The sequence below is a fragment of the Nocardioides cynanchi genome (assembly GCF_008761635.1).
Classification (GTDB): domain Bacteria; phylum Actinomycetota; class Actinomycetes; order Propionibacteriales; family Nocardioidaceae; genus Nocardioides; species Nocardioides cynanchi.
Genome location: NZ_CP044344.1, coordinates 312409 through 337005 on the forward strand (window position 1 = coordinate 312409; position 24597 = coordinate 337005).

27 protein-coding genes and 1 pseudogene are annotated in these 24597 nt (G+C 71.2%); 23 read left to right on the top strand and 5 right to left on the bottom strand.

All coding sequences use genetic code 11. From position 1 onward, the window contains the following. Positions 1 to 28: 28 nt before the first annotated feature. Positions 29 to 352: a GNAT family N-acetyltransferase gene (locus E3N83_RS20150; protein ID WP_272950298.1), complete on the top strand. Its 324-nt coding sequence runs from the start codon at positions 29 to 31 to the stop codon at positions 350 to 352. A gap of 21 nt (positions 353 to 373) precedes the next feature. Here the strand turns inward: E3N83_RS20150 and E3N83_RS01680 are convergent, their stop codons facing one another. Then, on the bottom strand, positions 374 to 745 hold the full coding sequence (locus E3N83_RS01680) for a bleomycin resistance protein (protein ID WP_151081688.1): 372 nt from the start codon (positions 743 to 745) through the stop codon (positions 374 to 376). A 331-nt stretch (positions 746 to 1076) separates the two neighbouring features. Between E3N83_RS01680 and rplS the strand changes: the two genes are divergently transcribed. From rplS to E3N83_RS01740, 12 genes and pseudogenes are all read left to right on the top strand, one after another. Then, positions 1077 to 1427 (top strand): 50S ribosomal protein L19, encoded by a 351-nt coding sequence (rplS, locus tag E3N83_RS01685; RefSeq protein ID WP_151081689.1) that lies wholly within the window; start codon positions 1077 to 1079, stop codon positions 1425 to 1427. Positions 1428 to 1458: 31 nt separating this feature from the next. Beyond that, positions 1459 to 2217 carry a signal peptidase I gene (gene lepB, locus E3N83_RS01690; RefSeq protein ID WP_238343016.1) on the top strand — a complete coding sequence of 253 codons (759 nt, stop codon included), beginning with the start codon at positions 1459 to 1461 and terminating at the stop codon, positions 2215 to 2217. Between the two features lie 10 nt (positions 2218 to 2227). Beyond that, positions 2228 to 3001 (top strand): signal peptidase I, encoded by a 774-nt coding sequence (lepB, locus tag E3N83_RS01695; protein ID WP_151081690.1) that lies wholly within the window; start codon positions 2228 to 2230, stop codon positions 2999 to 3001. A gap of 16 nt (positions 3002 to 3017) precedes the next feature. Then, positions 3018 to 3662: pseudogene (locus E3N83_RS01700) on the top strand (ribonuclease HII); the annotation flags it as partial. Positions 3663 to 3817: 155 nt separating this feature from the next. Further along, positions 3818 to 4126: a DUF2469 domain-containing protein gene (locus tag E3N83_RS01705; RefSeq protein WP_151081692.1), complete on the top strand. Its 309-nt coding sequence runs from the start codon at positions 3818 to 3820 to the stop codon at positions 4124 to 4126. A 205-nt stretch (positions 4127 to 4331) separates the two neighbouring features. After that, positions 4332 to 4820, top strand: a complete 489-nt coding sequence (locus tag E3N83_RS01710; RefSeq protein WP_151081693.1) for a TadE/TadG family type IV pilus assembly protein — start codon at positions 4332 to 4334, stop codon at positions 4818 to 4820. After that, positions 4817 to 6673: a pilus assembly protein TadG-related protein gene (locus tag E3N83_RS01715; RefSeq protein ID WP_191907903.1), complete on the top strand. Its 1857-nt coding sequence runs from the start codon at positions 4817 to 4819 to the stop codon at positions 6671 to 6673. Before E3N83_RS01710 ends, E3N83_RS01715 begins: the two co-directional genes overlap by 4 nt. A gap of 102 nt (positions 6674 to 6775) precedes the next feature. After that, positions 6776 to 7174 carry a YraN family protein gene (locus tag E3N83_RS01720; protein ID WP_151081695.1) on the top strand — a complete coding sequence of 133 codons (399 nt, stop codon included), beginning with the start codon at positions 6776 to 6778 and terminating at the stop codon, positions 7172 to 7174. Next, on the top strand, positions 7174 to 8763 hold the full coding sequence (locus E3N83_RS01725; RefSeq protein WP_151081696.1) for a YifB family Mg chelatase-like AAA ATPase: 1590 nt from the start codon (positions 7174 to 7176) through the stop codon (positions 8761 to 8763). The genes E3N83_RS01720 and E3N83_RS01725 overlap by 1 nt, the downstream gene beginning before the upstream one ends. Next, positions 8760 to 9890: a DNA-processing protein DprA gene (gene dprA / locus E3N83_RS01730; RefSeq protein ID WP_191907904.1), complete on the top strand. Its 1131-nt coding sequence runs from the start codon at positions 8760 to 8762 to the stop codon at positions 9888 to 9890. The genes E3N83_RS01725 and dprA overlap by 4 nt, the downstream gene beginning before the upstream one ends. Positions 9891 to 10035: 145 nt before the next feature. Continuing rightward, positions 10036 to 11205, top strand: a complete 1170-nt coding sequence (locus E3N83_RS01735) for a phospholipase D-like domain-containing protein (RefSeq protein ID WP_151081698.1) — start codon at positions 10036 to 10038, stop codon at positions 11203 to 11205. A gap of 73 nt (positions 11206 to 11278) precedes the next feature. Beyond that, positions 11279 to 12178, top strand: coding sequence for a tyrosine recombinase XerC (locus E3N83_RS01740; RefSeq protein WP_151084777.1), 900 nt, complete (start codon positions 11279 to 11281; stop codon positions 12176 to 12178). Positions 12179 to 12183: 5 nt separating this feature from the next. Here the strand turns inward: E3N83_RS01740 and E3N83_RS01745 are convergent, their stop codons facing one another. Continuing rightward, positions 12184 to 12912 carry a murein hydrolase activator EnvC family protein gene (locus E3N83_RS01745; protein ID WP_202879295.1) on the bottom strand — a complete coding sequence of 243 codons (729 nt, stop codon included), beginning with the start codon at positions 12910 to 12912 and terminating at the stop codon, positions 12184 to 12186. Between the two features lie 651 nt (positions 12913 to 13563). Between E3N83_RS01745 and rpsB the strand changes: the two genes are divergently transcribed. From rpsB to pyrH, 3 genes are all read left to right on the top strand, one after another. Beyond that, positions 13564 to 14847, top strand: coding sequence for a 30S ribosomal protein S2, sunset domain variant (gene rpsB / locus E3N83_RS01750; protein ID WP_337692368.1), 1284 nt, complete (start codon positions 13564 to 13566; stop codon positions 14845 to 14847). Positions 14848 to 14923: 76 nt separating this feature from the next. Continuing rightward, positions 14924 to 15736 (top strand): translation elongation factor Ts, encoded by an 813-nt coding sequence (gene tsf, locus E3N83_RS01755; protein WP_151081699.1) that lies wholly within the window; start codon positions 14924 to 14926, stop codon positions 15734 to 15736. A gap of 179 nt (positions 15737 to 15915) precedes the next feature. Further along, positions 15916 to 16629 carry a UMP kinase gene (gene pyrH, locus E3N83_RS01760; protein WP_191907905.1) on the top strand — a complete coding sequence of 238 codons (714 nt, stop codon included), beginning with the start codon at positions 15916 to 15918 and terminating at the stop codon, positions 16627 to 16629. On the opposite strand, the gene E3N83_RS20155 is transcribed toward pyrH, so the two are convergent. Beyond that, a complete protein-coding gene (locus tag E3N83_RS20155) occupies positions 16626 to 16757 on the bottom strand; it encodes a hypothetical protein (RefSeq protein WP_272950280.1) in 132 nt (43 codons plus the stop codon). The genes pyrH and E3N83_RS20155 overlap by 4 nt on opposite strands. A 29-nt stretch (positions 16758 to 16786) precedes the next feature. Between E3N83_RS20155 and frr the strand changes: the two genes are divergently transcribed. The 6 genes from frr (at position 16787) to rlmN (ending at position 21035) form a co-directional block, all read left to right on the top strand. Beyond that, on the top strand, positions 16787 to 17341 hold the full coding sequence (gene frr / locus E3N83_RS01765; protein WP_202879379.1) for a ribosome recycling factor: 555 nt from the start codon (positions 16787 to 16789) through the stop codon (positions 17339 to 17341). 21 nt (positions 17342 to 17362) lie between these two features. Beyond that, the gene (locus E3N83_RS01770) at positions 17363 to 18232 is read left to right on the top strand and encodes a phosphatidate cytidylyltransferase (protein ID WP_151081702.1); all 870 of its coding nucleotides are present in this window, start codon (positions 17363 to 17365) and stop codon (positions 18230 to 18232) included. A gap of 13 nt (positions 18233 to 18245) precedes the next feature. Beyond that, positions 18246 to 18785, top strand: a complete 540-nt coding sequence (locus tag E3N83_RS01775; protein ID WP_151081703.1) for a histidine phosphatase family protein — start codon at positions 18246 to 18248, stop codon at positions 18783 to 18785. Further along, positions 18782 to 19213, top strand: a complete 432-nt coding sequence (locus E3N83_RS01780) for a hypothetical protein (RefSeq protein ID WP_238343017.1) — start codon at positions 18782 to 18784, stop codon at positions 19211 to 19213. The genes E3N83_RS01775 and E3N83_RS01780 overlap by 4 nt, the downstream gene beginning before the upstream one ends. Positions 19214 to 19307: 94 nt before the next feature. After that, positions 19308 to 19850, top strand: coding sequence for a COG4315 family predicted lipoprotein (locus E3N83_RS01785; protein ID WP_151081704.1), 543 nt, complete (start codon positions 19308 to 19310; stop codon positions 19848 to 19850). A 42-nt stretch (positions 19851 to 19892) separates the two neighbouring features. Next, complete coding sequence (gene rlmN, locus E3N83_RS01790; protein ID WP_151081705.1) at positions 19893 to 21035, top strand: dual-specificity RNA methyltransferase RlmN; 1143 nt, start codon at positions 19893 to 19895, stop codon at positions 21033 to 21035. Between the two features lie 134 nt (positions 21036 to 21169). Here rlmN and E3N83_RS01795 read toward each other — a convergent pair whose 3' ends face one another. Continuing rightward, complete coding sequence (locus E3N83_RS01795; protein WP_238343018.1) at positions 21170 to 22075, bottom strand: LOG family protein; 906 nt, start codon at positions 22073 to 22075, stop codon at positions 21170 to 21172. 9 nt (positions 22076 to 22084) lie between these two features. After that, positions 22085 to 22996 carry a serine protein kinase RIO gene (locus E3N83_RS01800; RefSeq protein ID WP_151081707.1) on the bottom strand — a complete coding sequence of 304 codons (912 nt, stop codon included), beginning with the start codon at positions 22994 to 22996 and terminating at the stop codon, positions 22085 to 22087. A gap of 169 nt (positions 22997 to 23165) precedes the next feature. Between E3N83_RS01800 and E3N83_RS01805 the strand changes: the two genes are divergently transcribed. Continuing rightward, a complete protein-coding gene (locus tag E3N83_RS01805) occupies positions 23166 to 24584 on the top strand; it encodes a M1 family metallopeptidase (RefSeq protein ID WP_151081708.1) in 1419 nt (472 codons plus the stop codon). Positions 24585 to 24597 lie beyond the last annotated feature (13 nt).

A 24597-nucleotide genomic window follows, 5' to 3' on the forward strand; every position in this document is an offset into this window, starting at 1 on the left:
TGCGCTGGAGGAGTCCCTCGACGACCTGGTGCAGAGCCTCACGGCGTGGACGACGCTGGTCGCCCGGGCCGGCGGTCGGCTCGTCGGCGCCTGCCGGGGCCGGCTCGAGGGCGAGGTCTGGGACATCGGACGCGTGATGGTCGCACCCGACCTCCAGGGCCGGGGCCTCGGCCGCCATCTGCTCGAGCTCGCAGAGCAGGCGGCGCCGGCCGGCGCCACGTCGTACCAGCTGTTCACCGGTGCCGGCAGCACCCGCAACATCGCGCTGTACAAGAAGGCCGGCTACCGCCTGCGCGGGCCGGCCCCGGGCGCCGCCGGCGCGGTGCTGATGACCAAGCCGCGCCACGGCTGACGCGCGCCGGGCCGCGCAGGCTCAGAGGTCCTGGCCGACGTCGATCCGGTTGCCGTCGGGGTCGGCCATCACGAAGGTCCGCATCGCATAGTCGGCGTCCCGGATGCCCTTGACGATCCGCACCCCCGCTGCGGTGACCCGCTCGTGCAGCGCGTCGGCGTCGTCGACCATCAGGTGCAGCACGTTGGCGGTGGTCGCCCGGTGCCCGGGCTGGAGGGTCAGGTGGATCTCGGCGTCGTCACGCTCGACGATGACGAAGCCCACGGGGTCGCCGTTGCGGAAGGTCTCGGCCATCCCGAGCACCCCGACGTAGAAGCCGAGCGCGGCGGTCAGGTCCCGGGTCGGCACCGTCGGTGCGGCCCGGCCGAGGCGGTAGGGGCGGGGTGCGGTCATCGTGGTCTCCTCAGCGTGGCCCACCCGGGTGCCCCGACACGGACGGTGCCGCGGCGGGCGGGTGGGGGAGACGGGACGGTGCCCGTGGACGCGGGCAGGATAGCGTCGATCGGCGTACGACGGAGGCCGGCGCGGGCTCGATTCACGGAGCCCACCCCGGCTGTGGCAGACTCAACCCTCGGCCCAGTCGGCCGAAGGACCGCCTCGCCCGCGAGGGGTCTGCGACGCACTCCTGCCACAGGGGGAGTACGACGCCGCCGGCACCCACGACCGGGCCCACAGCCGAACAACCATCATCCGCGGCTGACCTGTGGCACCCGTGAGGAGAGACATGAGCAACGTAGTCACCGACCTGGGCAACGCGTTCAAGCGCGACGACCTCCCGGCCTTCCGTGCCGGCGATACGGTCAAGGTCCACGTGAAGGTCACCGAGGGCGCCCGTTCCCGCGTCCAGATCTTCCAGGGCGTCGTGATCCGGATCCAGGGCTCCGGCATCGGCCGCACCTTCACGGTCCGCAAGGTCTCCTTCGGCGTCGGTGTCGAGCGCACCTTCCCGCTCCACTCGCCGATCTTCGAGTCCATCGAGATCGTCACCCGCGGTGACGTCCGCCGGGCCAAGCTGTACTACCTGCGCAACCTGCGGGGCAAGGCCGCCAAGATCAAGGAACGCCGCGAAGCCTGAGCCCGGCGAGTCTCGGACCGGTGCGGACGACGTGAGCACCGCCGAGGCGGACCGGTCATCGACTCGTCGTCACCTGCCGTTGTGGCTGGAGACGGTCCTCCTGCTGGGCGTCGCCCTGGTGGTCTCGATCCTGATCAAGACCTTCTTCGCGCAGGTCTTCTACGTGCCGTCGGCGTCCATGGAGCCCGGCCTGGTCAAGAACGACCGGATCCTGGTGGAGAAGCCGTCCTACTGGTTCGGCGGCACCCCGCAGCGCGGTGACGTCGTCGTCTTCTCCGACCCCGGCCAGTGGCTGACCGCCGAGGAGGACGCCGGCCCGACCAGCACGATCGGCAAGGCCCTGGTCAAGATCGGGCTCTATCCCGCGGGCGGCCACCTGGTCAAACGCGTGGTCGGCGTCGCCGGTGACGTGGTCAGGTGCTGCGACAAGCAGGGCCGGATCTCGGTCAACGGCCAACCGCTGGAGGAGGACTCCTACCTCCGCTCGCCGCAGACCCTGAAGTGCAACGGGCCCGAGGTGAACGGCTGCACGAAGGACTGGTCCACCGGCCCGATCCCGCCCGGCACCATCTTCGTGCTCGGTGACAACCGCGCCGACAGCGCCGACTCGGCGTACCACCTGTGCCACCCGCGGGCGCCGTTCTGCGGTCGTGGCGGCCCCTTCGTGCCGGTCTCCGACGTGGTCGGGCGGGTCGAGGCGCTGCTCTGGCCGGCCGGCCGCTTCCACGTCCTGCACCGGCCCTCCGACTTCGCGAGCGTCCCCGACCCGACCTCATCAGCCACTCGTTAGGCTCTGCGGAGTGACCTCCGAGGACAGCTCCACGACGTCGGTGGAGGACCCCCGTCCGGGCCCCTCGGGCAAGCCGCACCAGCATCTCGCGCTGTGGCAGGAGACCGCCCTGCTGCTGGCGATCGCGATCGTGCTGGCGGTCGTGATCAAGGCGTTCTTCGTGCAGGCCTTCTACATCCCGTCGGAGTCGATGGAGCCCGGCCTGGTCAAGAACGACCGGATCCTGGTCGAGAAGATGTCCTACTGGTTCGGCGGTACGCCGCAGCGCGGCGACGTGGTCGTCTTCAAGGACCCGGGTGGCTGGCTCGACCCGTCGGAGGACGCCGGCCCCACCAACCCGCTCGGCCAGGTGATGGCGAAGATCGGTCTCTACCCCTCGGGCGGGCACCTGGTGAAGCGGGTGATCGGCGTCGCCGGCGACACCATCACCTGCTGCGACAAGCAGGGCCGGATCTCGGTGAACGGCCAGCCCCTCGACGAGGGCTCCTATGTGAAGTTCACTCCCGGTATGGGCTGCAACGGCCCGATGACCACGACCTGTCACTGGTCGGCCGGCCCGGTGCCCGCGGGCAACGTCTTCGTGATGGGCGACAACCGCGACAACTCCGACGACTCCACCATGCACCTGTGCCAGCGGCAGATCCCGGACTGCACCCGCGACCCCTACGTCCCGGTCAGCGACGTCGTGGGCAAGGTCTTCGTGCTGCTCTGGCCGCGCGACCGCTTCCACGTCCTGCACCGGCCGGCCGACTTCTCGGGCATCCCCGCTCCCTCCTCGTCATGACCCCGTCGGAGGATCGATGAGCAGGCTCCCGCTCGGGGCGACGGTCCGGCGCGATGCCGGGCTCTACGGCTACGAGCGCGCCCTGCGGCGGGCCGGGATGGAGCTGGTCGCCGGGGTCGACGAGGCCGGGCGTGGTGCCTGCGCCGGACCACTGGTCGCCGGCGCCGCGATCCTCAAACCCGGCAAGGGCGGCGAGATCCCCGGGCTGGCCGACTCCAAGCTGCTCACCGAGAAGGCCCGCGAGCGCTGCTACGACCACATCGTGCGACGGGCGCTGTCGTGGTCGGTGGTGCTGGTGCCGCCCGACGAGTGCGACCGGCTGGGCATGCACGTGGCCAACATCGAGGCGCTGCGGCGCGCGGTGGCGCTGCTCGACATCCCGCCGCAGTACGTCCTGACCGACGGCTTCCCCGTCGACGGGCTCGGGGTCCCGGGCCTGGCGATGTGGAAGGGCGACCGGGTGGCCGCCTGCATCAGCGCCGCGTCGGTCCTGGCCAAGGTGACCCGTGACCGGATCATGGTGGCCCTGGACCTTGACCACCCGTCGTACGACTTCAAGACGCACAAGGGCTACGTGACCGACGTCCACAACGCCGCGCTCCTCGAGCACGGCCCGTGCCCCGAGCACCGGATGCGCTTCGTGAACGTACGCCGCGCCGCAGCGGCCCCCCGGCGGTCGGGCGACTCTCCTCGGTGGTCGAGCGAAGTCGAGACCACGCCAGACCCGGGGTGGTCGGGCGACTCTCCTCGGTGGTCGAGCGAAGTCGAGACCACGCCGGTTAGGGTCGAGTCGACGTCGTCGCGAGGGGAGACAGCATGAGCGCGGAGGATCTCGAGAAGTACGAGACCGAGATGGAGCTCACTCTCTACCGCGAGTACCGCGACGTGGTCGGCATCTTCAAGTACGTCGTGGAGACCGACCGCCGCTTCTACCTCTGCAACCAGGTCGACGTGAAGGCGCGCACCGAGTCCGGTGACGTGTTCTTCGAGGTGTCGATGACCGACGCCTGGGTGTGGGACATGTACCGCCCGGCGCGCTTCGCCAAGAACGTCAAGGTGCTCACCTTCAAGGACGTCAACGTCGAGGAGCTGAGCCCCCAGGAGATCGACCCGCCCAAGGTCTGACCCCGTCTGACCGGCCCAGATCGCGCCGGCGTGCGTCGGCCCCCGGATCCTGGTCTAGACCAGAAAGACTTGACTCGGGGTTTCCGCAGGGGCGAGGAAGAATGACCTCCGCACGGGGGAAAAGGTTTCGGATTCGGGTCCGCCGACCTCAGGCGTTGACCTACTGTCGGGACGCACAGTGGGGACACGTGTGTTCACGCTCCGCGTGCGCGAGAGGACGGGCGAAGTGCTGAAGGCCAGGTTTAGACGACGCGACGACAACGGTGCGGCGGCGGTCGAGTTTGCCCTGATCATGCCGATCCTGCTGATCCTCCTGTTCGGGATCGTGCAGTACGGCTTCTACTTCTATGCGATGCAGGCCGGTAGCTCGGCGGTCGGCGACGCCGCCCGCAGGGTGGCGGTCGGGAACTGCCAGACCACGGCCCAGGTGCAGACCCTTCTCTACAACAAGCTCGGTGGGGCCACGACGGCCTCGTCCTCGAGCGGTGTGACCACGACCGTCGACTACACCAACACCGACGGCTCGCCCGACACCTCGCCCGGGCACATCGGTGGCAGCGTCCAGGTGACCGCCACCTTCCCGACCCTTAACCTGCGGTTCCCCTTCATCCCGGTGCCGAACAACGGCAACGTCACCCGATCGACGTTCGCCCGGATCGAAGACACCGATGCCACCCAAGGAGCATGTTCGTGATCCGCATCCAGAAGCGCGACGACCGGGGCGCCGTCGCTGTCATGGTGGGCCTGTGCACCGTGCTGCTCCTGACGATGGCGGCCCTCGGGACCGACCTGGGCCAGGCCTGGGCGGCCAAGCGCCAGGTCCAGAGCAATGCCGACCTCGCGACGCTGGCCGGTGCCGGCATCTCCGGTAACGACCTCCCCGCGCCCAGTGCCGGCAAGGTGTGCGGCTACGGCACCGGTGCCCTGGCCACCGACCCGGCCGCGATCGACGTGGCCCGGTACGTCGCCTCCAAGGCCTACTCGCCCAACCTCGCGCCGACGGCCGTGCCGGCGGCCACCGTCACCGCGACCGCGACCACGCTGACCGACTGCAACGTGGGCAACGGCGAGATCTTCTACGGTCAGGCGTCGTACACCAAGGCCACGAACACCTGGACGCTGGCCTACAACAAGAACCAGCTGTCGCTGGTGAGCCCTCCGACGAAGGTGAGCTTCGGGTTCGCCGGACTCCTGGGCGTGAACAGCGTCGACGTGATCGGCCAGTCGACGGTCGAGATCCGCTCGCCGAAGTTCTCCGCGCTGCCGTTCTACGCCTTCAACGGCTGCGACTACGGCCCGCAGACGCTCCAGCAGCCGAACAACGGGCACTCGGCCGCCGCGGTGATGCTCTACAAGCCGAGCGACAACGCGAACGCCACGCTCACCTCGATCACCCCGACGTCGTACCCGGTCGACACCACCGGCACGGTCACCGAGAAGCTGGTGATCTCCGGCTCGGGTTTCACGAATGTCACCCAAGTCGGGTTCTTCGAGTCCGGCAACGGCGTGGACGGCCCGCCACCCGTCACTATCGACAACAGCGTGAGCGTCAAGTTCACCATCAGCCCGGATGGCAAGACGATCACCATCCCCGACCTGCCCGACCAGACCCGTGGTGTGTCCGGGGTGCAGGAGTTCTGGTACATCCGGGTGATGATCGGCGGCAAGTGGTCGACCTACTCCGTCGATAACAACGGGAACGTGGTCAACGCCCCGATGCTGACCATCGGCGACCCGCCGCTGCTGTGCGGCCAAGGCTCGTCGTCTGGGAACTTCGGCACGCTGCTGCTGTCGAACCATGTCGGTGGCGGAGCGGATAAAGAGGGCGCTGCCAACGTCGCCATTGGGCTCGACAGCTCTTTGGCCGTCTACCCGGGACCTGCGGGTGACGGAACATGTACCAACGCGCCACCATCGGTGATCTGGACGGCGTCGGGTACCAACTGCGTGTCGACCGACACGGGTATGTCGGCCAACGTGGCCAGTGGCGGCTTCCTCGGCCTCGGCTCGTCGGCCGTCGGCGGAAATCAGTACCTCATGTATCCCAACGGCAAGACGAAATGCGCCAACTACGACGCGGGCTCCGGGACGTACAGCACCGAGGCGACCACCTCGATCAAGGGGAAGCTCGTCAACAACGACACGTTGTCCTGCTTCTTCATCAGCCCTACGACCCACATCAGCGACGTCGACCAGGACCCCGCGACGGGCGGTTACACCGGCTCGGTGCCGCTGATCTCGCCGTCCATCTACGACTCGCCGCGGTTCGGCTACGTGCCGGTGCTGCGGACACAGCCGACGAATGGCAAGAGCACGATGTACCAGATCGTCGACTTCCGAGCCGCGTTCATCACCGACCAGCCACCGTCGGCGGTCAAGGGTGACCCTGCGCAGACTGCCACCAACGGCTTCATCATGGACAACAACGGCGTGAACTCGGTTCAGGTCATCTTCCTGAACCCGAACGCGCTTCCGTCCCCGCCGGTGAAGAACGGCACTATCAACTACACCGGCTCGGGGCCGAAGATCCCGATCATGGTCAACTGACCCGGCCCGCCGGCCGTCCACAGCATCACCCGCAGCCCGCTCCCTCCACAGGGGGCGGGCTTCGGCATCCGGCCCGTCGGTCCGCCCCCGCATCGTGGAGGCATGACCTCAGGCACCCGGGAGCAACCCCCTCCCCACTCACCGCCGTCGCACCGCGCCGCCCTCGGGGCGTACGGCGAGCGCCTCGCAGCGTCGTACCTCGTCCAGCAGGGGCTGGTGGTGCTCGACCGCAACTGGCGCTGCGACGCGGGCGAGATCGACCTGGTCCTCCGCGACGGCGAGGTGCTCGTCGTGTGCGAGGTGAAGACCCGGTCGTCGGTCTCGTGCGGCACTCCGCAGGAGGCGGTGACCCCGGCCAAGCTGGCCCGGCTGCGCAGGCTGGCTGTGCTCTGGATGACCGCCCACGAGGTGCACCCGCGCGAGGTCCGGATCGACCTGGTCGCGGTGCTCCGGCCGCGCCGCGGCGCGTCCACGGTCGACCACGTGCGGGGGCTGGGCTGATGGCGTTCGCGACGGCTCACACGGTTTCCCTGCACGGCGCCCTGGGCCACCTGATCGACGTCCAGGCCGACGTCTCGGCAGGCGTGGTCGGCACCACGCTCGTGGGCCGGCCCGACGCCTCGCTCCACGAGGCCCGCGACCGCTGCCGGATGGCCGTGGCCAACTCCGGCGCCCAGTGGCCCTCGACCCGGAGGGTGACGATCCTGCTGTCCCCGGCCGACCTGATCAAGCGCGGCACCCACTTCGACCTCGCGATCGCGGTCGCCGTGCTGGCCGCGTGCGGCGACATCCCGCAGTCGGCGCTGACCGACACCCTGGTGATCGGCGAGCTGACCCTGACCGGTGGGCTGAGGTCGGTGCCGGGCGTCCTGCCGATGGTGATGGCCGCGTCCGGTCGCGGCTTCCGCCGGGTGATCGTGCCCGAGCCGCAGGCGCAGGAGGCAGCGATGGTCCCGGGCATGGCTGTCTTCGGGATGCGGTCGCTGGCCCAGGTCGTCGCCGAGCTGAACGGCGAGCTGGTCCCCGAGGCCCCACCCGTGGCACCGATGTCGGGCAGCCACCTGATCGCATGGCGGGGGGCCGATCGGATCGACGAGCACGACCTCGCCGACCTCGACGGCGTGCCTGACGTGAAGTTCGCGCTCGAGGTCGCCGCCGCCGGCGGTCACCATCTCCTGCTGTCCGGGCCCAAGGGCGCCGGCAAGACCTCGGTCGCCGAGCGCCTGCCCGGGCTGCTGCCCGACCTCTCACCCGAGGAGGCCCTCGAGCTGACCGCGATCCACTCGCTTGCCGGCGCCCTCGAGCCGGGCGACGGGCTGATCCGCCGGCCGCCGTTCTTCGCGCCCCATCACGACGCCAGCAAGGCCAGCCTCCTGGGCGGTGGCAGCGGACGGGTCCGTCCCGGCGAGATCAGCCGGGCCCACTGCGGGGTGCTCTTCCTCGACGAGTTCCCGCTGTTCCGCTCCGACGTGATCGACGCCCTCCGCCAGCCGCTCGAGAGCGGTGAGGTGACCATCGCGCGCGGCGAGGAGTCGGCCACCTACCCCGCGCGCGGCATGGTGGTGATGGCCTGCAACCCCTGCCCGTGCGGCGGATACTCCGCGGGCGTCGGCGGCAACCAGTGCCAGTGTCCCGAGCAGAGCCGGCGTCACTACCAGCGCCGGATCACCGGCCCGATCCAGGACCGCATCGACATCGTCCGCCACGTCCTGCCGGCGATGTCGGGAGGCGGCGGCGACCCCACCGAGCGGCGCGAGACCTCCGTCGAGGTGCGGGCCCGGGTGGCGGCCGCCCGCGAGCGGCAGCGTGAGCGGTTCACCGGCCGCAGCTGGCGGCTCAACTCCCAGATCCCCAGCGCCGCCCTGGTCACCGACTGGCCGCTGCCCGGGTCGGCCCGGCAGCTGCTCGACACCCAGCTGTACGCCGGGCACCTCAGCCGCCGCGGAGCCGTGCGCGCCCACCGGCTGGCCTGGACCGTCGCCGACGTCCGTGGCTCCGAGCGCCCCGACGACCAGGACGTCCAGACCGCGCTGCGGCTGCGCACCGGGCAGCCGCTGCTGGTGGAGGCGATGCAGCGGAGGGCCTCGTGAGCGACGACGAACGCCTAGCCCGGGTCGCCCTCGGCAAGCTCACCGAGCCCGGCGACGCACGGGTGGCCCAGCTGGTGGCCCAGCTCGGGGCGGTCCGGCTCCACGACCTCCTGCGCGGCGAGCACGAGGCCGACGGCCTGCCCACCGAGGTGGCGACCCGGCTGGCCGGGCTCGACCCCGCCCGTGACCTCCACCGGGCGGCGACCCTCGGCATCCGCTACGTGATCCCCGGTGACGCCGAGTGGCCGGCCCAGCTCGACGACCTGATGCGCGCCGAGGTGCTCGACGAGCGCGGCGGGCCGCCGCTCGGCCTGTGGGTCAAGGGTCCGCGGGGGCTCGACGAGCTCGGCCGCTCCGTCGCGGTGGTCGGTGCCCGCTCCGCCACCACCTACGGCGCCGAGGTCGCCTCGGCGATCGCCGGCGGTCTCGCCCGCGCCGCCCACCCGGTCGTCTCGGGCGCTGCCTACGGCATCGACGTCGCCGCCCACCGAGGCACGCTCGCCGCCGGCGGGGCCACCGTCGCCGTGCTCGCCTGCGGCGTCGACCGCGCTTATCCGGTCGCCCACAAGGAGCTGCTCGACCACCTCGGCCGCACCGCGACCGTCATCGCCGAGGTGCCGCTCGGCTGCGCCCCGACCCGGGGGCGGTTCCTGAGCCGCAATCGGTTGATCGCCGCCCTGTCGGTCGGGACGGTCGTGGTCGAGGCCGCCTCCCGCAGCGGCGCCCTCAACACCGCGAACTGGGCCACCCGCCTCAACCGTCACCTGATGTGCGTGCCCGGCCCGGTCACCAGCGCCCAGTCGCAGGGGGCCCACCACCTGATCCGCATCGGCGCCGCCACGCTGGTCACTCACGGCGACGAGGTGCTCGAGCTGGTCGGCGAGGCCGGCACCCACCTGGCCTCAGCGCCGCGAGCGCCCACCCGGGCCCGCGACAAGCTGTCGTCGCGCCTGCAACGGATCCTCGACGCCGTCCCCCTCGCCCAAGCCGCCCCGGTCGACTCGATCGCCTCGGCCGCCGGGCTCGGGCTGATCGAGGTGCAGTCCGCCCTGCGCCGCCTGCACCGGCTCGAGCTGGTCGAGTGCGCACCGGGCGGCTGGCGGCTCACCCCGGCCGCGCAGGGCTGAGCACCGACGGCGACTGGGCGTCATCGCGACCGCGACCGCGGGTGGCACCTACTGCCCTGGACCAGGACCTGACTCGGCGCGACCCGGCAGGTCGCGACGGGCGCTGCTCCCTCGACGGTCTTGGCCCGGGTGACAGGATGCGCCCATGTCCAGCCGGCTCCTGCGCCTGATCGCCGCGGCGCTGGCCGCGATCAGCCTGGCCGCCGACCGGATCACTCCCCAGCACACCACCGACCACCTGCCGGCCGGGGACGGGTTCATCCCCGGGCACTACCGCGCCCTGGCAGGCCCGATCTTCTCCCCGCCTGCACCCGAGGCCACCACCAACCCGTCGGTGTACGCCCTCCTCGACAACATCCGGCACACCTCACGCGGCGCGACGATCCGGATCGTCGCGTACTCCTTCGCGATCGTGCCGGTCGCCGACGCCCTGATCTCCGCCGACCAGCGCGGCGTCCACGTCCAGGTGGTCGTCGACGGCCGGCACTCGCACGCCTTTCCGGCCACCCAGGCCGTCGAGGCGGCCCTGGGCGGCGACCACACACAGAGCTCGTTCATGGTGCTCACCGACCACTCCGCCCGCGGGGTGGTCAGCCACAGCCACCAGAAGTCGTGGTCCTTCTCCCGCACCGGCAGCTCGCGACACGTGGTGATGGTCGGCTCGACCAACCTCAGCATCCTCGGCACCACCGGGCAGTACAGCGACATGTACTCCTTCGTCGGCCGCCCCGACGTCTGGCACGCGTTCTCGGCGATCTTCCGCGCCCAGGCCCGCGACCAGCCGGTGCCGAACCCTGCGGTCACCGACCACCTCCGCGGTGACACGGCGTACTTCTTCCCCGGCTTCTCGATGACCGACGACCCGATCGCCGACATCATCGCCGGGTTGCCGGCGCAGCCATCGACCCACATCCGGATCGTGATGTTCGCCTGGCACCCGCCACGCGGGCAGCGCCTCGTGGACCTCCTGCTCGAGAAGCTCCAGGGGGGAGCGTCGGTGGAGATCGTCCGCGGCCCCTACGTCCAGCAGCCGCTCGACGCCCTGGTCGCGGCCGGTGCGCAGGTGCACCGCGGCGTCTTCGACAACGGTGACATGGTCCACGACAAGCTGATGATCGCCGATGCCGTGGAGCACGGGCAGCGCGAACGCTTCGTGACCACCGGCTCGGACAACTGGGGCAACATCTCGTTCCTGCGCGACGACGTCGACGTCCGGATCGCGCTCGACGCTCACGAGTACGCCGGGTACCTGGCCTTCTTCGACCAGCTGCTCCAGCGCGGCGCGTCGGAGAAGGCGGCGCCCTCCGGACACTAGATTGGCGGGCGTGCCGCAGTCCGAGGCCCCGGCGACCGAGCCAGCCGGCGACGAGCGCCACCTCGCCGAGGCGATGGTCGGCGTGCTGGCCGACTACGAGCGACACCTGGTCTCCGAGCGCGACCTGACCCCGCACACGGTCCGCGCCTACCTCTCCGACGTCAGCGGACTGCTCGACCACGCAGGGCGCCTCGGCATCGACGACGTCGCCTCCCTCGACCTGCGCACCCTGCGCAGCTGGCTGGCCCGGCAGCAGGTGACCGGACACTCGCGCACCACCCTGGCCCGCCGGGCCACCGCGGTGCGGGTGTTCACCGGGTGGCTGGCCCGCACCGGACGCATCCCGGCCGACATCGGTGCCACCCTGCGCTCGCCCAAGCCGCACCAGGCCCTGCCGTCGGTGCTGCGTCAGGACGAGGCTCGCGACCTGATCGACGCCGCCACCCGGCTCGCCGACGACGGCAGCCCGACCGGGCTGCGCGACGTCGCCATGCTCGAGCTGCTCTACGCCACCGGCGTCCGGGTCGGCGAGCTGGTCGGCCTCGACGTCGACGATGTGGACCGCTCGCGCAACGTGCTCCGGGTGTTCGGCAAGGGCCGCAAGGAGCGGACCGTGCCCTTCGGGAACCCCGCTGCGGCTGCCGTCGACACCTGGCTACGACTCGGCCGCCCCCGGCTCGTGGTGCCCGGAGCCGGCGCCTCCCTGTTCGTCGGCAGCCGAGGCCGGCGGATCGACCAGCGCGCGGTCCGCACGCTGGTGCACCGGCGGATCGCCGATGTCGAGGGTGCTCCCGACATCGGGCCGCACGGACTACGCCACACCGCAGCGACGCACCTGCTGGAGGGCGGCGCGGACCTGCGCTCGGTCCAGGAGCTGCTCGGTCACGCGTCGCTGGCGACCACCCAGCTCTACACCCACGTCAGCACCGACCGGCTCCGCCAGGCCTACCGGCAGGCCCACCCCCGGGCCTGACCGGGTCAGGTCAGCACCGGCCTCGCCCACGAGCGTGGCACGGCCACGGTCCGGACCCGGGCAGGCGCCCGGGCCCAGGGCAACAGCGACACCCGCCCGTGTGGTCGAACCCCCAACGGGACCGCCAGACCGGCGACCACGCCGGCGTACGGCTGGGCGGGTGGCAACCACCGCGCCCCCGGCTGCTCCCCGGCCGGGATCCACAGCGGAAGCAGCCGGATCGGCCCCACGCCGACCAGCAGCAGGGGGTCGAGATAGGTGTCGCCGCGCAGCCAGCCCCAGTGCAGGCACGCCTGCGGGAAGCAGTGGGAGCCGGCCAGCTCGAGCGCGCCCAGCGGCTGGCCCCCCAGCACCACGTCCCCCACGTGGACGCTCGCGCTGACCGGCTCATAGGTGGTGCGGGTGTCGCCGTGGTCGACGACCACCACACCGCGGCCCGCCAGTGGTCCGGCGTAGGTGACCCGCCCGGGCAGGGCGGCATGGACCAGCTGCCCGGGCGAGCCGGCGAGGTCGACGCCGCGGTGGCCGCTGCCGAACGGCAGGTCCGGCGGGTCGAACGCCCGGACCACCGAGGGTCGTGGTTGCAGCGGCCACACACCCATCGGAACCGGGGCCACGGGCGCACCGCGGGCACCGACCGGCCACGTCAGGGAGACGAGCGCGGCCAGCAGGACGACGACGACCTGCGGCACGCGACCGTGGCCCCGGATCGGACGGAAGTGGGAGAGCTGCATGCCGACACGGTGCCCGGGCGGGGCGTGGTCGGGGCGGGTCGAGCGGCCGGCTGGGGACGACGGCGTACCGGACCGGGGCTGTGGACGGTGGGCGGGCTCGGAGTGGTCTCGACTCCGCTCGACCACCGAGGTGGCGCTCGACCACCGAGGTGGCGCTCGACCACCGAGATGCCGCTCGACCACCGAGGTGCCGCTCGACCACCGAGGTGGCGCTCGACCACCGAGATGACGCCCGACCACCGAGGCCGCCCTCGACCACCGAGATGACGCCCGACCACCGAGGCCGCCCTCGACCACCGAGGTGGCGCTCGACCACCGAGGTGATGGTGGACCACCGAGGTGCCGTTCGACCACCGGGGCCGCGCTCGACCACCGCACGCACGTGACCTGCGCTGATTGGCTGCGTGCGCGACGCTCGCGTACGCTGAGTCCAGCAGTCCCTCCGGGGGCTGACTTCGCACGTCCGCAGACCGCGACGCCTGCCGCTCCGGCAGACGACCACCCGTGGGCGACGATCCTCGGTCCCGGCCACCAGGCCGGGTCGGATCGCGCGCAGACGTCAGGGCCAAGGGCAACCGCCGGCGGCAACGAACTGAAAAACCCGGGGTGACCGGCGCGAGCCGGACGCTCCCCACACAGGAGAACACCTTCATGGCAGTCGTCACCATGCGCCAGCTCCTCGAGAGCGGCGTCCACTTCGGACACCAGACCCGTCGCTGGAACCCGAAGATGAAGCGCTTCATCATGACCGAGCGCAACGGCATCTACATCATCGACCTCCAGCAGTCGCTGGCCTACATCGACCGGTCCTATGCCTTCATCAAGGAGACCGTCGCCAAGGGCGGCACGATCATGTTCGTGGGCACCAAGAAGCAGGCCCAGGAGGCGATCGCCGAGCAGGCGACCCGCGTCGGGATGCCCTACGTCAACCAGCGCTGGCTGGGCGGAATGCTCACCAACTTCCAGACCGTGCACCTGCGGATCAACCGCCTCAAGGAGCTCGACGAGGTCGACTTCGAGGACGTCGCCGGCAGCAGCCGCACCAAGAAGGAGCTGCTGCAGATGCGCCGCGAGCGCGACAAGCTCAACAAGTCGCTGGGCGGGATCCGCGAGATGAGCCGTACGCCGTCCGCGGTCTGGATCGTCGACACCAACAAGGAGCACCTCGCCGTCGAGGAGGCCCGCAAGCTGCACATCCCGATCATCGGGATCCTCGACTCCAACTGTGACCCCGACCTGGTCGACTTCCCGATCCCCGGCAACGACGACGCGATCCGCGCTGTCGGTCTGCTGACCCGCGTGGTCGCCGACGCCGTGGCCGAGGGCCTGATCGCCCGCTCCGGTGTCAAGACCGGTGAGACCGCCGACGCCACGGCCGCCGAGCCGCTGGCCGAGTGGGAGCGCGAGCTGCTGGGCGGCGACGCCGAGCAGGCCGCGGTCGCCGCGACCGGTGGGGACGAGACCAGTGCGGCTCCCGCCGCCGAGGCGACCGGTGCTGCTACCGAGGCCGCGGAGGCGACCGAGGTCGCTGCCGAGGCCACCGATGCCCCGGCCGAGGCGGTTGCTGACGCGCCGGCCGCCGAGGAGGCTCCCGCGGAGACCACCGAGGTCGACGCCGAGGCTGCGACGACCGCTCCGGAGACCGTCGCGACCGAGGCCACCGCCGACTCCGCGGCTCCGGTGTCGACCGAAGGTGAGTTCGGCGCCGACTCGGCCGCTCCGCTCGAGGACGGCTCGGCTCCCGAGGGCTTCGAGATCAAGGGCAACAAGAACTCCATGAAGTTCCACGCCCCGAGCAGCCCGTGGTACGCCCGCACCAACGCCGAGGTCTGGTTCCGCACCGCCGAGGCCGCCGAGGCCGCCGGCTTCGCCAACGCCGAGTCCGGTGCCGACGCCGCGGCCGAGAGCACCGAGGCCGAGACCACCGAGGCCTGACCGCCTCACCACGCCGTACGGCGCGCGACCTCGCGCGCCGCACGGCGTACCCCCGTCAACTCAGAAAGGCAACGCGATGGCCAACTTCTCCGCATCGGACGTCAAGAGGCTCCGGGACATGACCGGCGCCGGCATGATGGACGCCAAGAACGCCCTGGTCGAGGCCGAGGGCGACTTCGACGCCGCCACCGACATCCTGCGCACCAAGGGCGCTGCCAAGATGCAGAAGCGCGGCGCCGAGCGCGAGGCCACGGCCGGCCTCGTCGCCCACTCCGCGGGCGTCCTGGTCGAGCTCAAGTGCGAGACCGACTTCGTCGCCAAGAGCCCGGACTTCATCGCCGCGGCCCAGAAGATCGCCGATGCCGCTTCGGAGGCCAAGCCCGCCGACGTCGAGGCGCTCAAGGCCGTCCAGGTCGGCGACGAGACGGCGGGCGACATCGTGGAGGGCCTGGCCATCTCCATCGGCGAGAAGATCGAGCTCGGTCAGTACGTCCACTTCGACGGCCCCGCCGTGGCCTACCTGCACAAGCGTGCCGCCGACCTGCCGCCTGCGATCGGCGTCCTGGTCGAGTACGACGGTGACGCGGACGCTGCGCGCGGCGCGGCCAAGCAGGTCGCGGCGATGCGCCCGCAGTACCTCACCCGCGACGAGGTCCCCTCCGACATCGTCGAGCACGAGCGCCAGATCGCCGAGGCGACCTCGCGCGAGGAGGGCAAGCCCGAGCAGGCGATCGCCAAGATCACCGAGGGCCGCCTCAACGGCTTCTTCAAGGACGTCGTCCTCCTCGAGCAGCCGTCGGTGACCGAGAACAAGAAGTCGGTCAAGGCCGTCCTGGACGAGGCCGGCACCACCGTGAAGCGGTTCGCCCGTTTCGAGGTCGGAGCCTGACGCACTAAGGTGCGGCGTGGTGGTCTCGACTTCGCTCGACCGACGAAGACCTTCGCTCGACCGGCGAGGACGGGCCGCCGAGAGCTACGGGGAGGCCGGTTGCGAGGAGTCACGCGAGTGATCCGCGACCGGCCTTCCTGCATGTCCCGACCACCTCGTCCCCCTCAAGGAGCCACCCTGTGACCGCTTACCACCGCGTCCTGCTGAAGCTGTCCGGTGAAGTCTTCGGGGGCGGCAAGGTCGGCGTCGACCCGGACGTCGTGCACCGGATCGCCGGCGAGATCGCCGAGGTGGCCCGGGAAGGCGTGGGGATCAGCGTGGTCGTGGGTGGCGGCAACTTCTTCCGGGGCGCGCAGATGCAGCAGCGGGGCATGGACCGCGCCCGTGCCGACTACATGGGCATGCTCGGTACGGTGATGAACTGCCTGGCCCTCCAGGACTTCCTGGAGAAGGAGGGCATCGAGACCCGGGTCCAGACCGCGATCACGATGGGACAGGTCGCCGAGCCCTACATCCCGCGCCGTGCGATCCGGCACCTGGAGAAGGGCCGGGTCGTGATCTTCGGCGCCGGCGCCGGCATGCCCTTCTTCTCCACCGACACCGTGGCCGCCCAGCGGGCGCTGGAGACCAAGTGTGAGGTCGTGCTGATGGCCAAGCAGGGGGTGGACGGCGTCTACAGCGCCGACCCCAAGCTGGACCCGAGCGCGACGAAGTACGACACCCTGACCTTCCAGGAGGCGCTCCAGGGCGGGCTGCGGATCGCCGACGCGACGGCGTTCGCCCTCTGCATGGAGAACCGGCTCCCGCTGATCGTCTTCGGCATGGAGGACGAGGGCAACATCCTGCGGATCGTGCAGGGTGAGAAGATTGGCACGCTCGTCACCGCCGACTAGCGGGCCGCGACATGGTCTCGACTTCGCTCGACCACCGAACGACGCTCGACCACCGAACGACGCTCGACCACCGAACGACGCTCGACCACCGAACGGGACCGCTCGACCACCGAACGACGCTCGACCACCGAATGACAGCGAAGGGAAGCCCGCCGTGATCAACGACATCCTCCGTGAGGCCGACGGCAAGATGGACAAGTCGGTGGAGGCCACTCGGGAGGAGTTCTCCGCCATCCGCGCCGGGCGGGCCAACCCGTCGATGTTCGCCAAGATCATGGTCGACTACTACGGCACCCCGACCCCGATCCAGAGCCTGGCGTCGTTCACCTCGCAGGAGGCCCGGATCATCCTGGTGGCGCCGTACGACATCGGCGCCATGGGCAACATCGAGCGGGCGATCCGCGACTCTGACCTGAGCATCAACCCGGCCAACGACGGCAAGGTGCTGCGCTGCGTGTTCCCCGAGCTGACCGAGGAGCGCCGCAAGGAGTACATCAAGCTGGCCAAGGCCAAGGCCGAGGACGGCCGGGTCGCGGTCCGCAACCTGCGCCGCCACGCCAAGCAGGAGCTCGAGCGGCTGGAGAAGGACGGCGACGCCGGCAAGGACGACGTCGCCGGGGCCGAGAAGCGGCTCGACTCCATGACCAAGAAGCACACCGACACGATCGACGAGCTGCTCAGGCACAAGGAGTCGGAGCTGCTCGAGGTCTGAGCCTCGACCCTCCGGTTCCCGATGACCACCTCCACGCCGCCCGTGCCGGCGCAGGACCACGGGCGGGCCGGCCGCAACCTGCCGGCCGCGATCACCAGTGCCGTCGTCCTGGTCGCGCTGATCATCGTGACCCTGGTGATCTGGAAGACCCTGTTCATGGTGGTCGTGGCGGCTGCCGTGCTGGTCGCGATGTGGGAGCTCCATCGCGGTTTCGCGGCCAAGGGGATCGACCTGCCCGAGCAGCCCCTGATGGTCGGCGGCGTGATCATGGTGGTCGTCGCCTACTTCTACGGCGCCCCGGCCCTGGTCACCGCGACCGCCGTGACCGCCCTCGTGACGATGCTGTGGCTGCTGCACCGCGGCGTCAACGGCTACGTCCAGAACGCCTCGGCGTCGGTCTTCGCCCTGGTCTACGTGCCGTTCCTCGGCTCGTTCGTCGCGCTGATGCTGCGTGAGGGTGGGGCGATCCACGTCGACGGCATCGACGCCGGGGTCAAGGGCATCTTCACGTTCATCGCGGTGACCGCCGCCTCCGACATCGGGGGTTACATCGCCGGCGTGCTGTTCGGCCGGCACCAGATGGCGCCGGTGATCTCGCCGAAGAAGTCGTGGGAGGGCTTCGCCGGCTCGGTGGTCTTCTGCATCGCGGTCGGCGTGGCGATGATCGTGTGGGTCCTCGACGCGGACTGGTGGATCGGCGTCGTCCTCGGCCTGATCGCGGTGGTGATGGCGACCCTCGGCGACCTCTGCGAGTCGGTGATCAAGCGCGACCTGGGTGTCAAGGACATGAGCCAGGTGATCCCCGGCCACGGCGGCCTGATGGACCGCCTCGACTCGCTGCTGGCCACGATCGCCCCGATCTGGCTGCTGCTCCACTACCTCGTCTTCTGAGCCGACTGCCGCCGTGGAGCTCTACCTCGTGCGCCACGGCCGCCCCGCCGTCGACCGCTCCCGGCCGGCCCACGAGTGGCACCTCGACCCGGCGTACGACGACGACGTGCGTGTCCTGCGCGACCGGCTCCCGAGCGGCGCGCGGTGGTTCTCCTCGCCCGAGCCCAAGGCGTTCCTGACGGCCCGGCTGCTCACCGAGGAGCCGATCGAGGTCGTGGCCGGCCTGCGCGAGCAGGAGCGCGACACCACCGACTGGATCGAGGACTTCGACGCCGTCGTCGCCCGGGCCTTCGCCGAGCCGGACCTCCCGGCGTACGACGGGTGGGAGCCGCTGGCGCGGACCCGGCACCGGGTGGTCAGGACGCTGCAGGAGCTGCTCGGCCGCGCCGGCGATCGCGACCTCGTCCTGGTCGGCCACGGCACGGCGTGGACCTGTCTGGTCGCGGACCTGACCGGACGCCCTCCCGACCCGGCAGCCTGGGCGACTCTGGCGATGCCGGACGTCGTCCCTTGCGGTGATCCTCGGGGTCGGGGTGACATGCTGAGCACATGAGTGAGACCGGGGCGCGCGCCGCCGACGACGCGGGCCTCGGGAAGCACGTCGTGGAGCCCGAACCCGAGCCCACCTCCCAGACGTCGGCCGAGGTCGACGCCCCTGCCGAGCCCGGGGTCGAGCCCGACTGGTGGCACCGCTCGCACCCGACCTTCGCCGGGGTGGCCGGCTTCTTCACCGGCATCGCGTTCGTGATCGCCGTGCCCGGGGTCTACGCCACGCTGCTCAACGCCTTCCTGGGTGAGAAGACCGCCCAGCGCCTGTTCCCCTACGTGCTGATCGCCCTGCTGGTGCCGCTCGGGCTGCTGGTGCCGCGCAAGACGCGCCGCTTCGCTCAGCTGATGCTCGTGGGCATGGTGGCCACCGTGATCGTGGTGGCGGTCACCGCCGGCATGGTGCTGTGGTTCCTGATCTCGCGCGACAACTGAACGCGGTTTTCTCAGGGGCTTCACAGACGCGGCGCTGAACGACCCGCCACCTGCGCGCCGTACTTCTCCTTGCAACCGAACGAGGAGAAGAACCATGAAGATCCCCGCCATGATGGCCGTCGCCGCAGCCTCGCTGCTCACCCTGAGCGCCTGCGGCAGCAGCAGCAACAGCACGACCGCGTCGCCGCCCGCAGGAGGTGCCGGCAACGGCTCGCCCGCCGGGTCGGCCAGCGGCCTCCACGTCGCCTCCACGTCGCTGGGCAAGGTGCTCGTCGACGCCAAGGGTGACACCGTCTACATGCTCACCGCGGACAGTGCGGGGACCTCGACGTGCTCGTCGGCCTGCCTGACCTACTGGCCGCCCGTCGTGCCCGGCGCGGCAGCCTCGACCGTGACCGGCAAGGTCGCCAGCACCACGACCACCACGGGCGGCAAGATCGCCACCGTGGCCGGCTGGCCGCTGTACACGTTCGTCCAGGACCAGAAGCCCGGTGATGTCACCGGTGAGGGCATCTCGAACTTCGGCGGGGTCTGGTACGCCGTGTCCCCGTCCGGGCACCCGGTCAAGGCCGCGGGTGGCAGCTCGTCGAGCTCGACCTCGGGCTCCGGCCCGGCGTACGGCGGTGGCGGGTACTGAGATTCGTGGGGGCCCGCCCGTGGATGGGACACTGGGCGGGCCATGTCCCAGCCACCGACCTCCCCGTCCCCGAAGCAGCTCCCCCTGGTGATGTCCGAGCCGCGCGGCCGGGCCAAGCCGCCGCGCCACCTCGCCGACCTCACCCTCGACGAGCGCACGGCCCTGGCTGCCGAGCTCGGCCTCCCCGCCTACCGCGGCAAGCAGCTGTCCACCCACTACTTCTCGCGGCTGGTCGACGACCCGGCGGCGATGACCGACCTGCCGGCCGTCCAGCGCGACGAGCTGGTCGCCGCGCTGCTCCCGCCGCTGATGACCCCGCTGCGGACCCTCGAGGCCGACAAGGGCACCACCCGGAAGACGCTCTGGAAGCTCTTCGACGGCGCGCTGGTCGAGTCGGTGTTGATGCGCTACCCCGACCGGGTCACGATCTGCGTCTCGTCGCAGGCGGGCTGCGGCATGGCGTGCCCCTTCTGCGCGACCGGTCAGGGCGGCCTCCAGCGCAACATGTCGACCGCCGAGATCGTCGAGCAGGTCGTCGCCGGGGCCCGGTCGCTGGCCCGCGACGAGGTGCCGGGTGGCCCGGGCCGCGTCTCCAACGTTGTGTTCATGGGGATGGGCGAGCCGCTGGCCAACTACAAGGCCGTGATCGGCGCCGTACGCCGTCTCACCGAGCCGGCGCCGGGTGGCCTGGGCATGAGCGCCCGCGGCGTGACCGTCTCGACCGTCGGTCTCGTGCCGCGGATCAACCAGCTGACCGACGAGGGCATCCCGGTCACCCTCGCCCTCTCGCTGCACGCGCCCGACGACGAGCTGCGCAACGAGCTGGTGCCGATCAACACCCGCTACTCGGTCGCCGAGACAGTCGACGCCGCGTGGAACTACGCCCGGGTCACCAAGCGCCGCGTCTCGATCGAGTACGCCATGATGCGCGGCATCAACGACCAGGCCTGGCGTGCCGACCTCCTCGCCGACGTCCTGCTCGCCCGCGGGGACTGGGGCTGGGTGCACGTCAACCTGATCCCGCTCAACCCCACGCCCGGCTCGAAGTGGACCGCCTCCGACCCCGCCGACGAGCGCGAGTTCGTACGCCGCCTCGAGGCGCGCGGCATCCCGACGACGGTCCGCGACACCCGGGGCCGTGAGATCGACGGCGCGTGCGGGCAGCTCGCCGCGACCGAGGTCTGAACGGCTCCCCGGCCGGGCTCGCCGACGGACACCTGGTCGCTCCTACCTCAATGGGGCCGACCGGACCCATTGAGGTAGGAGCGCTCCACGCGCCGTCCGGACCGCACCGACCGATCCCGGTGGTCGACCACCGCTCACCCGCCCACCAGGGCGGCCGCCTCCTCGACGGTGTCGACCAGGTGCACGTGCGGCTCCATCGCCCGGCCGCGGGCCAGCGCCTGGAGCAGCGGCCAGGCCGGGTAGTCGACGGTCCAGTAGGAGCGCCCGACCAGCACCATCGGGGCCACCGACTCCGTGGCGGCGTAGTAGTTCTCGCAGGCATCCTGGAAGATCTCCTGCACCGTGCCGGCCGCGCCGGGCAGGAAGACGATCCCCGCGTCGCACACCTGGAGCAGGATCGCCTCGCGGGTGGCGTTGCGGAAGTACTTCGCGATCGCGGTGGCGAAGACGTTGGGCGGCTCGTGGCCGTAGAACCACGTCGGGATCCCGAGCGTCGGCGCGTCGCCCAGTGCGTTGACCGGCAGGGCGGCAGAGACCCAGGCATCGACGGAGGGTCGGAACGACGGTGTGTCGGCCAACCACGCCAGGGCCTCGTCGAGGGCCTCCGCACCGACGTGGGCCAGTCGCCCACCGAGGTTGGCCGCCTCCATCGCACCGGGGCCGCCGCCGGTGGCCACCGTGTGCGAGGCGCCGAGCAGGGATCCCAGATGGACGGCCTCGGCGTAGGCCCGCTCGCCGCGCATCAGCTCGTGCCCGCCCATCACCCCGACCAGGTGGCGGCCGGCGAGCCACGCGGTGAGGGCCTGGTCCACGGCGTGGTCGTGCAGCGCCTGGGCCAGGGAGTCGGCCGAGGTCGGCGGGCGCAACGACCACGCATAGGTGCGGGCGTCGAGCGAGTCGGCGTAGACCGGGGCGTCGTACAGCTCGGCGGCCGTGTAGAGCGTGGTCCGGTAGGGGTCGACCGGCAGGTCGTCGAGCTCGACCCGCGGCGCATCGGAGGTCGAGCCGACCCGGATCGACCGCCCACGGACCTTGCGCACGCCCAGACTCTAGAACGCGTGCGCCATCAGCTCCCCGAACAGCTCGTGCTCGTCGACCTCGAGACCCTTGCCGCGGAACCAGCCGCAGATGTTGGTGCAGTCCCGCATCAGGAAGTCCATGCCGTTCTGGTTGCCCACCAGATCGACGATCTGGGGCAGGTCGATGATCACCAGTCGCGGTCCTGCGGCCAGGATGTTGTACGCCGAGAGGTCGCCGTGCACGATCCCGGCCTGCACCATCGTGGCCAGAGCGTCCCGCAGCTGGTCGAAGTAGGACTCCAGCAGGGCCCGGTCCGGCCGGGTCTGCGCCAGCCGCGGCGCGGTCTCGCCGTCGTAGGTGATCCACTCCATCAGGATCTCGGTGCCGTCGATCTGCACGGGGTAGGGGACCGGCAGGCCGAGCCCGTGCAGTCGGTTCAGCGCGCCCCACTCCGAGATCGCCCACTCGCCGGCCGCGACCAGGCGGCCGAACGTGCTCTTGCGCTTGAGGGCGCGCTCGTCGCGGGAGCGCTTCATCGAGCGACCCTCGGTGTAGGCGGCCGAGCGGTGGAAGGTGCTGTGCTCCGGTGACCGGTAGCGCTTGGCCGCCATCACCACGGCGCGCTCCGGCTCGAGCGGGTCGGCGCGCTCCAGCAGGAACACGTCGGCCTCCTTGCCGGTCTTGAGGATGCCGAGCTCGGTGTCGATGGCGCCTTGCGAGGTCACCAGCCAGTCCGGGTGCGGCTCCGGGCCGCGGCTCAGCGGCTCGACGGAGAGCCACGTCGAGAAGCGCTGGCCGTCCGGCAGGTCGTCGTCGGGGAAGTAGGCGTGGAAGTCGAAGACGAACGACGGATCGAGGCCGCTGAGCGGGTCGACGTGGGTGTAGGTGTCGGTGAGAAAGCTGTCGAACGCCTCAGCGTTCGGGATGTGCTCCGATGTCATCGGTGACGGTGCTCCAGAGGTGAGAGGGACGGTCTGCGGGCAGGCCGAGGACAGTGATGGTCATGTCACGTCTCCTCTCATCGGGCACCGGAGATCACCGGGCGCTCCGAGTGTGACAGCGCGGGCTGCGGGTCGCAAACGGAATTCGACGTTCCGCTAGGTTGCGCAGGTGCTGACCCGCTGGCTGACCTGCTGGGCCGCCGCGGCGGTCGCCCTGGCCCTCCTCCTCGGCGGCGGGGCAGCCCCGACGGTGGCGACGGCCCCGTCCGCGGTCGCCGGGGCGCCGGGCATCGGTGACCCCTACTTCCCGCTCGACGGCAACGGCGGCATCGACGTGCTGTCCTACGACGTGCACGACGGCTACCGCTTCGGCGACCGGCGGATCCGAGGCTGGACCAGGGTCACGTTGCGCGCCACCGAGCGGTTGTCGTCCTTCGACCTCGACTTCCTGCTGCCGGTCTCGTCGGTCCGCCTCTCGACGGGCCGGGCCACCTTCGCCCAGCCCGACGGGCACGAGCTGGTGATCACCCCGGCGCATCCGATCCCGACCGGGGGCACGGTGCGGGCCCGGATCGCCTACTCCGGCCACCCCGATCGCCAGGGTTGGGAGGGCGAGCACAACTGGGTCGCCGACGACGCCGAGGTGGTCGCGGTCAACGAGCCGCACATGGCCGCCTGGTGGTTCCCCTCCGACGACCATCCGCTCGACAAGGCCCGGATGGACCTGCACCTCACCGTCCCGCGTGCCGACCGGGTGATCGCCAACGGCCGCCTCGTCGGGGTCCGCCGCGACGGCGCCCACACGACGTACCACTGGAGTGGCGGCGGCCCGATGGCGACCTACCTGGCCTTCTTCGCAGCCGGCAGGTTCGAGGTCCGGCACGGGGTCCACCGCGGGCTGCCGTGGTACGTCGCGGTGTCGCGCCAGCTTCCGACCGCCCGACGCCGGGCGGTGCTGCACGGACTGCTCCAGACCCCGCACATCGTGGGCTGGCTCCAGCGGCACCTCGGCCCCTACCCGTTCGCGGAGACCGGCGGCGTGGTCACCGAGCTGAACCCCGGCTTCTCCCTGGAGACGCAGACCCGCCCGACGTACCCGCTGGACGTCTTCGCCACCCTGATGGTCCACGAGCTGGCCCACCAGTGGTTCGGCGACTCGGTGTCGGTCCACCACTGGCGCGACATCTGGCTCAACGAGGGGTTCGCGACTTTCATGGAGGCCCTGTGGACAGAGAGCCACGGCGGTGTCAGCATCCGCCGCTGGCTGCACGAGACGTACGCCGCCAACCCTGACGGAACCGAGCTCTGGAAGCTCCGGATCTCCGACCCGGGGCCGGGGCACCTCTTCGACCAGGCGGTCTACGAGCGGGGGGCCCTGGCCCTGGCCGCCCTCCGAGAGCGGATGGGACACCCTGCGTTCGCCCGGCTGCTCCGCGCCTGGACGCGCCAGCACCGGCACGGCCACGGCACGACCGCGGCGTTCGAGGCGCTCGCCGTCCAGATCCACGGCCCCGGCCTGCGACCCCTGTTCCGGGCCTGGCTCGACGTGACCGGTCGGCCGGCGGACTCCGCCGCGGACGGGCTGTGAGGGACCCGCGCCG